This window comes from Selenomonas sputigena (genome assembly GCF_026015965.1).
GTDB lineage: Bacteria > Bacillota > Negativicutes > Selenomonadales > Selenomonadaceae > Selenomonas.
Map to the genome: position 1 here is coordinate 1,135,307 of NZ_CP110383.1, position 13,843 is coordinate 1,149,149.

Consider the following 13,843-nt stretch of genomic DNA (forward strand, 5'->3'; position numbering starts at 1 on the left):
CTTCCTTCACGTTCCTCTGCTCAATCTTCCGCTTCTTCCAAGCGCATCAGCATGAAGCAGTAATCGGAGAGGCGGTTGAGAAAGACGCGGTCTTCCTCATGGAGATCGGCCTCTTTCGCCAAGGCGCAGAAGCGTCTCTCAGCACGGCGCACGGACGTGCGTGCAAGATCGAGCATCGCGCCCGCCTGCGTATCGCCGGGGATGAGAAAGTGAGCGAGCTTCGGCAGCTTCGCATCGATGGCATCGATGTCCTTCTCCATCATCTCCGAATCCTCGCGCGTGATCATCGGCTTTTCACCAAGACTCGCGATATCGGCCATGAGAAGCGGCAGCTTCTTGAGCAGCACGAGAACCTTCTCCCGCACCGCTTCCTTTGTCGCAAAAGCGCGCGCCATGGCGAGCGCCGATCCCGCCTCATCAACCGAACCGTACGTCTCGACGCGCAGCGCATCCTTATCGACGCGCTCGCCCGTATATAGGCTCGTCTGCCCCTTGTCACCTGTCTTCGTATAAACGCCCATCTCTTTCACCTCAATGCTGTCAAACTTTCAGAAATCATGCGGCAGGAAATATCAGTCGAGGACTTCGATCGCGCTGAAGAAAATGGCGATCTCGCGCGCCGCGCTCTCAGGGCTGTCGGAAGCGTGGACGGCGTTCTTGCCAACGCTTTCGGCGTAGAGCTTGCGAACCGTTCCTTCGGCGGCCTCCGCCGGATTCGTCTTGCCATTGATTTCGCGCACGCGTGCGATGGCATCATCACCTGCGAGCACCATGGCAACGAGCGGTGCAGACGTCATGAATTCTTCCAGCTCCGCATAGTAGGGACGTCCGATATGCTCGGCGTAGTGTTTCTGCGCCACGCGCGGCGTCATCTGCATGAGCTTCATCGCGAGAATCTTGAGTCCCGCCTTTTCATAGATGGCGATGATGTCGCCCGTGTGCTGCTTCTCGAAAGCATCCGGCTTGATGAGTACCAAAGTCTTTTCCTGCATCTTCATATCTCCTTTTACTTCCCTTGATGTTCCCGCGCTTCGCGCTCCTCCCGATAGACTCGGGCCAGCTTGCAGTAATTCATCGCCGAGGCATGAACCGCCTCGACCTCGTCCTCGCGCAGCGCACGGATGATGCGCGATGGATTGCCATAGACCAGGGAATCGTGCGGAATCTTCTTGTGCTGCGTCAGAAGCGTCGCTGCTCCGATGATCGTATTTCCACCGATCTCCGTGTAGCCGAGCAAGGTGGATCCCATGCCGATCAGACAGTTGTTGCCAATCTTGCTGCAGTGAATCAGCGTGTTATGGCCGATCGTCACATAATCGCCGACAATCGTCGGCGCATCGCCCATGACATGGATCGTCGCATTGTCCTGAACGTTCGTGTACCTGCCGATGACGACGGGCTGCAGATCGCCGCGGATGACCACATTGAACCAGATGTTCGCCCCTTCCATGATCGTCACATCGCCGACGATCGTAGCGTTCGGTGCAATGAGCGCCGTCGGGTCGATCTTCGGCACTTTGCCTTTGTAAGGCAGGATGACTGCCATGCGAACCCCTCCCTTTTCCTTCTTCCCTTATCGGACAGAACTATTATAAGGAATTTTTTCGCGCTTGTAAAGGAGACGCCCGCATTCATGCCGACTCAGACCTCAGACAAATCCATTTCAAAAGCGCACTTCATAGCAGACCTCATATTGGAAGCAACTGCGCCAAGCGTCGCACCCTTTCTTCACGCAGCCATTTCCCCACGTCCGCGCCGCGAAGTTCGGGCGGCGCCTCCGTACCACGCACTTGAAGCATTTTCCGCAACAGCTCTTCCCCATGCACCAGATAGTACGGTAAAGTGCCATGGTCGGCGCAGATGATACGACGAAAATCGGCGAAGGAAAGCCCCGATTTTTCGACCGCAAGCAAAAGATCGGCAATCTTTCCCGTCTTTTTCAAAAGCGGTGCACGCATGTGCTCCTTGATGACGAAGTACGCCGCCATAAGCCACGATTTTGGCAAGGTCATGTGCTTGTTCCACGCATCGAGTACAAGGAGTCCGCGCTGCTCGTGCCCGTAATGATGCGGCAGCATTTCCTCGGGAGTCTTCCCTTTGCCGATGTCGTGCACGAGAGCGGCAAAGCGCGCTTCGATCGTCTGCGTCTTTCGCGCTACGACATCGACGATCTGCATCGTATGGCAGTAGGCGTCGCCTTCGGGATGATATTCCGGCGGCTGCGTCTTTCCCTTCAGGGCAAAGATTTCCGGGAACACCGATTCCAAGAGGCTCGCGTGCGCAAGAGCTTCAAAAAAAAGCGAGGGCTGCGGCGCGGCAAGCGCACGCGAAAGCTCGTGCACGATGCGCTCTGTCGGTTCTTCCCCAAGCTCTGCAGCACAATCCGCCATCAGTGTCCGCGTGCCATCGTCGATGACAAATCCCAGTTCCGCCGCTTGACGCGCTGCACGAAGAGCCCGCACGGGGTCTTCGGAAAAATGATGCGACGTCGCGCGAATCACGCAATGCGCAAGGTCACTCCGTCCACCGTAGGGATCAATAAGTTCCATCGCGGGCAGGCGATAAGCCATGCTGTTGATGCGCGTATCGCGGCGAAAGAGATCGTCTTCGATCGTGACTTCCGCCCCAAAATCTACGGCAAAGCCGCGATAGCCATGCCCCGATTTCCTCTCGCGACGCGCGAAGGAAACTTCCGAGCGTACGCCGTCGATTTCTACGAGATAGACAGGAAAGGCGTGACCTATGAGAGAAGCTGCAGGGAAAAGCTCTGCGAAAGCCTCCCTTTCCAGCCCCGTGATGACGAAGTCCTTATCCCGCGGCGTTGCGCCTCTAAGATGATCGCGCACCCAGCCGCCGACGAGGTAGACCGTACCTCCCGCCCCTTCCACGGCCTTGACGAACTCCTCCTCACGCATACACGACTCCTTCACCTTCGACACATTTCCTGCGTCAGCGATGTTTCAAAATTCTCGCACCATGCGCATCAAGAGAAAGCTGCAGTGCGTGTGCCTCGATTTCATGCTCTCTAAAGGCTTCAACCATCGCCTGTCCCACCGACTCTTCATTCTCCAGCGTATAGGCGATAAGACACGGCCCCGCGCCGCTGAGGCTTGCGCCGAGCGCACCTGCCCGGCATGCGGCACGAAAGACATCCTTCATGCCGGGGATGAGCTTTTCTCTGTACGGCTGGTGCAGGGCATCAGCGAAGGCGTTGCGCAAAAAACGCGGCTGTCCCTTCGTCAAAGCAGCGACAAGAAGCGCCGCACGGCTAACGTTGAAAACGGCATCCTTCATCTTCACCTGCTCAGGCAGAACGCTTCTGGCAAGCCGCGTCGAAAGCGGAAACTCCGGCACGGCGACGACGAGCTTCAGCGGCATGCGAGGCATCAGGGAGAAGCATTCGACCCTGCCGCGCGTGACGACGCTGATCGTGAAACCGCCAAAAATGGCGGGCGCCACATTGTCGGGATGACCTTCGATGTTCGTCGCTATCTGCAGGAGCTCGCGCCTGGAAAAGCGGTTGCCTAAGAGGGCGTTCGCCGCCTTGAGTCCTGCAACGATCGCCGCCGCACTGCTGCCAAGACCGCGCGATAAAGGGATGTGGTTCGTCATGCGGATATGGAAGCCCTTGACCTCATCTTCCCGGTGCGCGCGCTTCAAGATCGTGCGAATGGCGCGAAGGACAATGTTGCGCTCATCAGCGGGGATATTGGCCGCACCCTCTCCCTCGATTTCGATGACGAGCCCCTCTTCCCCTTTCAGCGTAAGCTCCAGATCGTTATAGATCGTACAGGCGACCCCTATGGCGTCGAAGCCAGGCCCGCAGTTCGCACTCGTACCCGGCACGCGAACGCGGATCGTTCGATTCAGCATGCGCCGTCCTCCTGCGGATTTTCCACGCGGATGATGCTGCGGATCTCACTGACGACGGCAAGTTTCTCAAGATCCGCCGCCGCCTCCTGCATCTTCCTGTGCTTGACGACATGCGTGACCGCGACGATTTCCGCACGCTCCTTATATCGTCTCGTCTGAATGACGGATTTCAGACTGACCTTGTGGTTGCCGAATGCCGTCGCGATGGCAGCGAGAACGCCTGGCTCATCATCGACGAGAAGGCGTACATAATAGGACGCTTTCGTTTCCTCCACGGGGCAAAGCGATTTGTGCGCATAGCACGTGCAGTGCAGTCGCCCGAACGTATCGAGCTGCATGTCGCGCGCGATGTCGATGACATCAGCGACGACGGCTGAAGCCGTCGGCAAAGAGCCTGCACCGCGTCCGTAGAACATCGCCTCGCCGATGGCGTTGCCGCGCACGAAGATCGCGTTGTAGACGTCGTTGACGGAGGCGAGCGGATGCGCCTTCGGCAGGAATACGGGATGCACGCGCACATCGATGCCCGCCTCTCCGCAGTCGCGCCCGATAGCCAAAAGCTTCACGACATAGCCGAGAGCCTTTGCGTACTCAATGTCCTCGGGCGTAACCTTCGTGATTCCCTCGACGGAGACATCCTCGAAGCGGATGCGCGTATTGAATGCGATGGACGCGAGGATTGCAATCTTGCGCGCTGCGTCGAGACCCTCGACGTCAGCCGCAGGATTCGCCTCGGCATAGCCCTTCGCCTGAGCCTCCTTGAGCACGCTGTCGTAGTCTGAGCCGTTCTCCGCCATCTGCGAGAGCATGTAGTTCGTCGTGCCGTTGATGATGCCCATGATTTCCGTGACGCGGTTCGCTGTCAGGCACTGTTTCAGCGGCATGACGATGGGGATGCCGCCGCCGACGCTCGCTTCAAAGTGGAAGTCCACGCCGTATTTTTCCATCGCCTCGAACATGTCCTTGCCGAACTGCGCCACGACGTCCTTATTTGCCGTCACGACGTTCTTACCCTTCTCCATCGCGACCAACATGTACTCGCGCGCCGGATGGATGCCGCCAAGAAGTTCGATGACGATGTCGATTTCCTCATCGTTTAGGATTTCATCCACATTCTCGGTCAGATGCAGCCCCTCCATATAGGGGCGCTCTTTCTTCGCATCGCGCACGAGCACGGACTTCAGCGTGAGCTTCACGCCCGCCTTCGCCGTGATCTCGCGCTCGTTCTCGCGAAGCACGCGCACGACGCCCGTGCCGACCGTACCGAAGCCCAGCATGCCGATCTTGATCTCTTTCATCTCTTCCCCTTTCATCATGCCTGTCCGAGGACTTCGAGACGCTTCACTCCGTCCACCATGCGCAGCTTGTCGAGAAGCGCTTCAAGATCCACCGAGAGGTTCGCCGTCTCAATGGAAACCGTCGCATTCGCCACACCCTGCAGGGGGATGCCCTGATTGATCGTCAGAACGCTTCCCGAATCCGCCGAAATCGTATTGAGCACGCTCGAAAGGACGCCCTTCTTATGCTCCAAGAGGAGCGTCAGCGAGATGATCTTGTTGCGGCTCGCTTCATAGAAAGGAAAGACATAATCCTTGTACTTGTAATAAGCGCTGCGGCTCAATCCCATACTGTCGACCGCCTCGTTGATCGTGCGTGCGTCGCCGCGCTTAAGCATCTCCTTCACGCGGATTGTCTTCTTGATCGCCTCGGGCAAGATCTGCTCCTGCACGAGGAAAAATCCACTCTGCGCCTTCTGTTCTGTGTTTTCTTTGCGTTCTCTTGGCATAAAAATTCCTCCTGCCGCATAAATTCCACGCTTGGAATTATACCATTGTCCAACACTATTGTACAGTCCCTATAGACATTTTGCGAGAAAAGAATTCTCAAATACTCCCTCTCAACGATGCCCCGCCTTGATCTTGCTCTCCGTGCCATTCAAGAGGCGCGTGATGTTCGTATGGTGACGCACGATGACGAGAACGGCGGCGAGGACGCCAAAGACCGTGTATTCCGTTGGGCAGTCGAAGAAGAAGGCGAGCACGGGCACGAGCGCCGCGCCGACGATGGAGCCGAGCGAAACGTAGCGCGTGACGAGCACGATGACGAGCCATGCGAGGAAGACGACACCCGTCACCGCCGGCATGAGCATCGCTATGACGCCCAGCCCCGTAGCGACGCCCTTGCCTCCCTTGAAGCGCAAAAAGACGGACGCCGAGTGTCCGAGAATGGCGGCGATACCGCCCAAGACCATGGAAAGCGGCGTGCCGACGAGAAGCATGGCGATATAGACGGCGAGGAATCCCTTGAGGAAGTCGAGCGCGAAGACGAGCGCCCCCGGCCCCTTGCCCAGCGTGCGGTAGACATTCGTCGCGCCGATGTTGCGGCTGCCGTGTTCGCGGATGTCGATGTGCCAGATGGTGCGGCAAAGAAGCAGACCGTTCGGCACAGAACCCAGAAGGTAGGCGATGATGCAGGCGAAAAGTGTCATATCTCTTCCTCCTCCCTGCCGCGCACGATGAGACGCAGCGGCGTTCCCTCGAAACCGAAGCTCTCGCGCAGCTTGTTCTCGATGTAGCGCAGGTACGAGAAGTGCATGAGCTCAGGCTCGTTCACAAAAACGATAAACTTCGGCGGACGGATGTCCGCCTGCGTCATATAGCGAATCTTGAGCTGCTTGCCCTTGTGAGCAGGCGGTGGATTCACGGCGATCATATCGCGCACGAGGTCATTCAGGATGCTCGTCTTGACGCGCATCGACGCCTGATCTGCCACATACTTGACGAGATCGGTGACGCGCGCGACGCGTTGATGCGTGAGAGCCGAAGTATAAAGGACGGGCGCGTACTGCAGGAAGCCAAGTTCTATGCGCAGTTCATCCGTGAAGCGCAGCGTAGACTTTTCATCCTTGTTTTCATAGATGTCCCACTTGTTCACGATGAGCACGACCGCCTTGCCCGATTCGTGGGCATAGCCTGCGATCTTCTTGTCCTGCTCGGTGATGCCCGCCGTGGCGTCGAGCACAACGAGCACGACGTCGGCGCGGTCGACGGCGCGAAGCGCTCGCATGACGCTGTAGCGCTCAATCGGCGCATCGATCTTTCCCTTGCGTCGCATGCCCGCCGTGTCGATGAGGATGAACTTCGTGTCCTCCGCCATAAAGTGCGTGTCGATGGCATCGCGCGTCGTGCCCGCAACGTCGCTAACGATGACGCGCTCCTCGCCCAGGAGTGCATTGACGAGCGAGGATTTGCCGACGTTCGGACGGCCGATGACGGCGATGCTAATCTCATCCGACTCTTTCTCTTCCTCTGCTCCTTCGGGAAAGAGCGCCACGAGAGCATCGAGCAGATCGCCGAGATTCATGGCGTTCGTAGCAGAAATCGGCACGGGATCGCCAAGGCCGAGGTTGTAGAACTCGTAGACGTCCGCCTCCTGCTTGGGCGAATCGATCTTGTTCACGGCCAAGAGCACGGGCTTCTTCGTCGTGCGCAGCATCTTGCCGACTTCCTCATCGGCAAGCGTCAGACCCGCACGGCCGTCGACGAGGAAGAGGATGACGTCCGCCTCCTCCATGGCGATCTGCGCCTGCTGGCGCATCGAGCGCAGGATGACATCGCTCGTATCGAGTTCGATGCCTCCCGTATCGATCATCGTAAATTCCTTGCCGAGCCATTCGGCATCAAGGTAGATGCGGTCGCGCGTGACGCCCGGCAAATCATCGACGATGGACACGCGCTTCCTGCCCAATTTATTGAAGAGCGTGGACTTGCCCACGTTCGGGCGTCCCACGATCGCTACGATCGGCTTGCTCATTCCATCCTCTCCTTTTCCTCTTTCCTCGGTTTCGTATACGCCGCGTTGCTCTGCCACATATACGAAGCCTCATCATCCGACGCCCCTCGATAATGCGCCCAATCAAGAAGGGCGCGCGCGAGATCGCCGCCGCCCTGCGCCGTCTCGACGCGAAGGTGCGGCACGGCGCTGCGAAATGCATCGAGCGTCATATCGTCGAGCAGAACGTTCTCGCCCGTGCGCAGGGCGCACTCGGGCAGGAGAACGCCGTGCGGCGCCTCGGTAATCTCTCGCAATGCGCGCAGCATGTCCTCACCCGTCAGAAGTCCCGAAACATTGACCGTCCTGCCAAAGTAATCGTTTTCCACACCGAGACAACGAACGCGAAGCCCCGGTACAGAAAGCCCAGCCACAAGCTCCTCGAAAAGCGGTGCAACAGACGTGCCCGAGAGGATCACGAGATGCAGCGGCTCTTCATATCCCTCGGGCGCAGGCAGCTTCTGCAAGGTATTTTTCCATTCCTCGATGAAGCTTCGCGCAAGCCCAATGCCGTTGTCGAGCTGTGGGAAACCATCGTATTCCTCCACGGGCGGCACGGGAAGGCCCGCGAGAAAGTAGAACTCATCGCCCAAGTAGACGAAACTATTGCCCGTCTCCTCTCGCGCACGCCGCTGCCATGATGCAATCTGGTGAATGACGGCGACCGCACCCTTGCGGTCAAACATCTTCAACGGATAGCATCCCTCGCGAAAGCGCGTGAGTCCGACGGGCACGACGGCGAGCGACAGCGCATGCGGCCGCCTGGCCATCAATTCCTCCACCGTGCGGTCAAGCTCCCTGCCATCGTTGAGTCCCGGGCAAAGCACGACCTGCGTATGATACTCGACGTCCGCCGCCTCCAAGCGGTCGAGATGGTTTGCAATCTCAGCCGCCCGCCGCGTGTTGAGCATGGCAGCGCGCAGATCGGGATTCATCGCATGGACGGAAACGAAGAGCGGCGACAGGTGATAGCGTTCGATCCGCTGGAAATCCTTTTCGCGCATATTCGTCAGCGTGACGAAGTTGCCATAGAGGAACGACATGCGATAATCGTCATCCTTGACCGACAGACTCTTTCTCATGCCAGGCGGCACCTGATCGACGAAGCAGAAGTAACAGCGGTTGCCGCACGAGCGTATACCATCGAACACGGCGGAAGCGAACTCTGCGCCAAGTTCTTCATCATAGTCCTTGTCGAAAGCAAGCAATTCCTGCTCACCGTCTGCATGTTCGACGAGAAGCTCGATCTCCTCTTCGGCGAAAGCAAAGCTCAGATCGATGATGTCGCGCAGTTCCTGCCCGTTGACGGCAAGGATCTTATCTCCCACCGCAAGTTCCAATTCTTCTGCCAGACTCCCCGGCGCTACGCGTATGATTTCCCCTGACAACATGCTGTTCCTCTGACTTTCCCCGGGGACATACCCCGCTCTGATGAATAAGGGAGTGATGAATATTCATCACTCCCCGACTTCTTACTTATTCAGCTATGAGGCTTGATCCTTCAGTCCTCGCCGCCCTCTTCGTGGGTGACAGGCTCGTCCTTGTAGTAGGAAACGTCCGAAACCTCGGCATCCCGCTGCGCCCTCGTGATGGAGAGCGAAATGCGTTTGCGCTTCATGTCGATGTGCAGGATCTTGACCTTCACGATGTCGCCGAGCTGCACAGCCTCATCGGCACGCGCAATGCGGCGGTCGGCAAGCTCGCCCATCGGAATCAGGCCATCGAAGCCCGGCTCGATCTCCATGAAGGCGCCGAAATCCGTGAGCTTGATGATCTTGCCCTTGATGTGCGTTCCCTCTGCATAACGCTCCGCCTTGTCGAGCCACGGGTCGCGCATCGTGTCCTTGACGGACAAAGAGATGCGCTTCGTCTCGGGATCGAAGTTCTTCACATAGACGTCGACCTCATCGCCGACGGAAAGAACGTCGGACGGCTGCTTCACGCGATGCCATGCGAGATCCGAAATATGCGCAAGGCCGTCGACGCCACCGATGTCGATGAAGGCGCCGTACTCGACGAGACGCTTGACCGTACCGCGGATGATCTGCCCGACTTCAAGCTTCGAGAAGACCTCTTCCTGCTTCTTCTCGCGCTCTTCCTCCAGGAGACTGCGGCGCGAAAGAACGAGACGCTGCTTGCGGATGTCGATCTCGATCGGCAGAGCTTCCACCGTCTGGCCGACATAGATGGAAAGATCCTTGACGAAGTGAAGCTCCATCTGCGACGCGGGAATGAAGCCTCGCAGACCGTTGACGGATGCAACGAGACCACCCTTGACAACCTGCGTGACCTGCGCCTGCACAGTCTTTCCTTCTTCTTTCAGCGCCTCGATCTCTTTCCATGCGACCATGCGGTCAGCACGAACCTTGGAAACCGTAGCGCCATTCTCACCGCCGAGGCTCACGACAAAGACCTCGATCTCGTCGTCGACCTTCACGACATCCTTGGCGGAATCCGGCTCAGGTGAGGCAAGCTCCCTCTTCGAGATGGGAATGTCCGCCTTGAGGCCAGCAATGTTGACATAAGCCTGACCATCGTCGACAGCGACGACCGTAGCCTTTACGACATCGTGTTCCCTTACCTCCTGCATGGACTCCTCTTCAGCCTCAAGCAAACTCTTCATGTCCTGTTCTTGCACTTTTGATATACCTCCTTGATAATCCAGTCCGGAGTTGAAGCCCCAGCTGTAATACCAATTTTTTTGATTTTATCAAACCATTCGTCCTGCAGCTCCGCCGCAGTTTCGATATGATAGGTTTGGCATTCCTTGGCGCACAACTGCGCGAGGCGCGTCGTGTTCGCACTGTTCTTGCCGCCGATGACGAGCATCAGATCCACTTGCTGCGCAAGCTTGACCGCCGCCTCCTGACGCTGATCCGTAGCCGTGCAGATCGTACGGACGATGCGCACGTCGTTCGACTTGTCCAGCAGATGGAGTACAATCTCCTTGAACTTCGCACCGGAAAACGTCGTCTGCGCGACGATGCCCAAGCGCGCACATGGTGCGACAGCTTCGGCTCCCTCGACGGAATCCACGATGACGGCATCGCCGCCTGCCCATTCGAAGATGCTCCTGACCTCCGGATGAAGCTTCTCCCCTACGATAACGACAGAATACCCTTCTTGAAAAAGCTCATGCGCCGTGGACTGTGCCTTCTTCACATGCGGACACGTCGCGTCGACGAGAGAAAGCCCTCGCTCCTTCGCTTCATCATAGACGAGGGGACCAACCCCATGCGAGCGTATGATGACTGTCCCTTTCTCCAACTCGGGCAAGGCATTGACCATGCCGACGCCCTCCTCCGCCAGACGCGAAACCATCTGAGGATTGTGGATGATGGGACCGAGCGTGCAGGAAGTTCCGTCGGGTGCGGCCTGTTCGCGCGCAAGTTTAATCGCACGCTTCACGCCATAGCAGAAGCCAAGGGATTCTGCCAGAAATACTTCCATATATCTACCACCAAATATCCAATGTATCGCAGAAAGGCAGTTTCTCCCCATTTCTGCAATCTATTTTATATTATAGCATAAAATCAATCGCTTATGCTATCATTTTTTATCATTGCGTAAATTTCATCCATTATTTTTTGCGAAAAATCCTGCAGCGCCTGCTTATCCTGCTTTTCTCCTTGAAAAATCAAGGGTTTTCCATAAATGACGCGAAGCTTCGGCAGGAAGCCGCCATTGGCAAAAACATGATCGGTGCCGATGATAGCGGCCGGCACGACGGGAGCTTTTGCCATGGCCGCGAGCAGCGCGACGCCCGGCTCCGCCTTCTTCCTCTCCCCATGGCGGCTGCGCGTTCCCTGCGGGAAAACACCGAGGCAGCGTCCTTTCTTGAGTTCGGCGAGAGCCGCCTTGATCGCGCCCCGGTCTGCTGCACCGCGCTTTACGGGAAACGAATGACAGCTCCTTAAGATATAATCCGCGATGAAATTGAAGAAAAGTTCCTGCTTCGCCATGTAGCTGACGGGGCGCGCAAGAAACGTCGCCAAGAGCGGCGGATCCCAGTTGCTCATGTGATTCGCCGCCAAGATCACAGGCCCTTCTTTCGGCATGTTTTCTCTACCCTCAATCTTGGCACGAAAAACAATGGAAAAGAGCATGGCAAAACTGATTTTCAATAAAGCGTAAATCATTTGCCGCACCTTTCTACGATAGCACGCACAACGGCGGCGATATCCATGCCCGTCGTATCGAGCAGCTCTGCATCCGGCGCCTGCACAAGCGGCGAGATCTCACGCTCGCTGTCCGTCTTGTCACGCCGTGCGATGTCCCCTTCAAGCTCTGCGAGCGTCATGTCGTAGCCCTTTTCCTTCATCTCCTTCCAGCGACGTTTCGCACGCTCTGCCAAGGAGGCCGTGAGGAAAATCTTCACGTCAGCATTCGGCAGAACGTGCGTGGCGATGTCCCTGCCGTCCATGAGCACGCCGCCCGCGTCTGCCATGCGCCTTTGCTGATCGACCATCTTCTCGCGCACGGGACCCAAGCGCGCCACTTGCGATACGACGGCGCTGACCGCAGGCGTGCGGATTTCGCTCGTAACCTCTTCACCGTCGACGAAAACCTGCGTCCGCTTCCCATCATAGCGCAGACTGACCACGATGTCGGCGACAGCTGTGAGAATCTTCTCATCCGTCAGAGGCTCTCCGGCCTTGAGTGCCTTCCACGCAACGGCACGGTACATCGCGCCCGTGTCGATGTAAGTGTAGCCCAGTTCCTTCGCCGCGAGCTGAGCTACCGTGCTCTTGCCCGCACCCGCCGGCCCGTCGATCGCCACCACGAGTTTCTTTGCCATCATCTTTCCCCCTGTTGCACAAGTCCATCCAACGTCTGATAAAAAGACGGATATGAGATATTGACGCAAGATGGCGCATCGAGCGTCACGCCCACTCCTGCGGCGCCTGCCACGGCGAGCGACATCGCCATGCGATGATCGTCGTAGGTGCGGCAGGAGGCGGGCGAAAGCGTGCGCCCGCCATGGATGACCATGCCGTCCTCCTTCGCCTCGACAGCACCCGGGGCGAGGCGATTGAGCTCCGTCGTCACCGCTGCAAGCCGGTCGGTCTCCTTGACGCGCAGTTCCGCCGCACCCGAAATCACGGTGTCGCCGTCTGCGAAAAGCGCCGCGACGGCAAGGATTGGGATCTCGTCAATGAGGCGCGGAATGATCTCGCCGCTAAACGATGTACCACGAAGCGACGCCGCCCGCACGCGGATGTCAGCGAGCGCCTCGCCGCCGCTCTCACGCTCGTTGTCAATCGTGATGTTCGCACCCATGTCGGACAATACATCGAGAATACCCGTGCGCGTCGGATTGACACCTACATCCTGCAGGATGATGTCGCTTCCCTCAATCAGAGACGCTGCAACGAGCCAGTACGCGGCAGAGCTGATGTCGCCAGGTACACGGATCTCTTCGGGCGCAAATAGTTCGTCGGCCGGCTCGATCGTCACCTTCGTCCCCTCGCGCTCAATCCTTGCACCGAAGGCGCTGAGCATGCGTTCCGTATGGTCGCGCGAAAGTGCCGGCTCCGTCAGACAAGTCTCTCTTTCCGCATAAAGACCCGCAAGAAGCACCGCCGACTTCACCTGTGCGCTCGCGACGGGACTTTCGTAGTCCATCGCGCGAAGCGATCCCTCATGCGGCAGTACGGCGAGCGGCAGGAAACGATCCGAACCGCGCCCCCGAATCGCAGCCCCCATGCGTGTGAGCGGTTCAACAACACGCCCCATGGGGCGACGCGAGAGCGATGCGTCGCCCGTAAGCACCGAGAAGAACGACTGCCCCGCGAGAATCCCCAGCAGAAGACGCAGCGTCGTGCCGGAATTTCCCGCATCGAGGATGCCCTGCGGCTCTTTCAAGCCATGCAGGCCGACACCCGTGACGAGGAGGGCGCCGTCCGCCTGTCGCTCGACGCCTGCGCCGAGTGCCCTCATGCACGCCGCTGTCGAAAGGCAGTCCGCCGCTTCGAGGAAGTTTTGGACGCGCACCTTTCCTTTCGCTATGGCAGAAAACATCACGCTGCGATGTGAAACGGACTTGTCCCCGGGCACGCGGATCTTCCCCGTCAACCCCCTCTTTGCCGGACGGATTTCTCTTCCTTCAGCCATATACATCTTTCCCCTCAAAATCATG

General features: G+C 58.0%; 15 protein-coding genes. All 15 read right to left on the minus strand.

What is annotated here, in order from left to right:
• Nucleotides 1-20: 20 nt before the first annotated feature.
• Nucleotides 21-521 (minus strand): cob(I)yrinic acid a,c-diamide adenosyltransferase, encoded by a 501-nt coding sequence (locus OL236_RS05560; RefSeq protein WP_265071793.1) that lies wholly within the window; start codon nt 519-521, stop codon nt 21-23.
• A gap of 51 nt (nt 522-572) precedes the next feature.
• On the minus strand, nt 573-992 hold the full coding sequence (gene ndk / locus OL236_RS05565) for a nucleoside-diphosphate kinase (protein WP_013740821.1): 420 nt from the start codon (nt 990-992) through the stop codon (nt 573-575).
• A gap of 14 nt (nt 993-1,006) precedes the next feature.
• On the minus strand, nt 1,007-1,546 hold the full coding sequence (locus OL236_RS05570) for a gamma carbonic anhydrase family protein (RefSeq protein ID WP_265071639.1): 540 nt from the start codon (nt 1,544-1,546) through the stop codon (nt 1,007-1,009).
• 142 nt (nt 1,547-1,688) lie between these two features.
• Complete coding sequence (locus tag OL236_RS05575; RefSeq protein WP_265071640.1) at nt 1,689-2,915, minus strand: HD domain-containing protein; 1,227 nt, start codon at nt 2,913-2,915, stop codon at nt 1,689-1,691.
• 34 nt (nt 2,916-2,949) lie between these two features.
• Nucleotides 2,950-3,873, minus strand: a complete 924-nt coding sequence (gene thrB / locus OL236_RS05580) for a homoserine kinase (protein ID WP_265071641.1) — start codon at nt 3,871-3,873, stop codon at nt 2,950-2,952.
• Nucleotides 3,867-5,189, minus strand: a complete 1,323-nt coding sequence (locus tag OL236_RS05585) for a homoserine dehydrogenase (protein ID WP_265071642.1) — start codon at nt 5,187-5,189, stop codon at nt 3,867-3,869. The genes thrB and OL236_RS05585 overlap by 7 nt, the downstream gene beginning before the upstream one ends.
• Nucleotides 5,186-5,659: an ACT domain-containing protein gene (locus OL236_RS05590; protein ID WP_006192226.1), complete on the minus strand. Its 474-nt coding sequence runs from the start codon at nt 5,657-5,659 to the stop codon at nt 5,186-5,188. The genes OL236_RS05585 and OL236_RS05590 overlap by 4 nt, the downstream gene beginning before the upstream one ends.
• 111 nt (nt 5,660-5,770) lie before the next feature.
• Nucleotides 5,771-6,361 carry a glycerol-3-phosphate 1-O-acyltransferase PlsY gene (gene plsY / locus OL236_RS05595; RefSeq protein WP_265071643.1) on the minus strand — a complete coding sequence of 197 codons (591 nt, stop codon included), beginning with the start codon at nt 6,359-6,361 and terminating at the stop codon, nt 5,771-5,773.
• Nucleotides 6,358-7,686 carry a ribosome biogenesis GTPase Der gene (gene der / locus OL236_RS05600; RefSeq protein ID WP_265071644.1) on the minus strand — a complete coding sequence of 443 codons (1,329 nt, stop codon included), beginning with the start codon at nt 7,684-7,686 and terminating at the stop codon, nt 6,358-6,360. Before der ends, plsY begins: the two co-directional genes overlap by 4 nt.
• Nucleotides 7,683-9,095 carry a DUF512 domain-containing protein gene (locus OL236_RS05605; RefSeq protein WP_265071645.1) on the minus strand — a complete coding sequence of 471 codons (1,413 nt, stop codon included), beginning with the start codon at nt 9,093-9,095 and terminating at the stop codon, nt 7,683-7,685. Before OL236_RS05605 ends, der begins: the two co-directional genes overlap by 4 nt.
• Before the next feature lie 110 nt (nt 9,096-9,205).
• Nucleotides 9,206-10,327, minus strand: a complete 1,122-nt coding sequence (gene rpsA, locus OL236_RS05610) for a 30S ribosomal protein S1 (RefSeq protein WP_198003329.1) — start codon at nt 10,325-10,327, stop codon at nt 9,206-9,208.
• A complete protein-coding gene (ispH, locus tag OL236_RS05615; protein WP_265071646.1) occupies nt 10,324-11,154 on the minus strand; it encodes a 4-hydroxy-3-methylbut-2-enyl diphosphate reductase in 831 nt (276 codons plus the stop codon). The genes rpsA and ispH overlap by 4 nt, the downstream gene beginning before the upstream one ends.
• An 83-nt stretch (nt 11,155-11,237) precedes the next feature.
• On the minus strand, nt 11,238-11,843 hold the full coding sequence (locus OL236_RS05620; protein WP_265071647.1) for a lysophospholipid acyltransferase family protein: 606 nt from the start codon (nt 11,841-11,843) through the stop codon (nt 11,238-11,240).
• Entirely contained in the window at nt 11,840-12,505 is a 666-nt protein-coding gene (cmk, locus tag OL236_RS05625) for a (d)CMP kinase (protein WP_265071648.1), read from the minus strand. Before cmk ends, OL236_RS05620 begins: the two co-directional genes overlap by 4 nt.
• Entirely contained in the window at nt 12,502-13,818 is a 1,317-nt protein-coding gene (aroA, locus tag OL236_RS05630) for a 3-phosphoshikimate 1-carboxyvinyltransferase (protein ID WP_265071649.1), read from the minus strand. Before aroA ends, cmk begins: the two co-directional genes overlap by 4 nt.
• Nucleotides 13,819-13,843 lie beyond the last annotated feature (25 nt).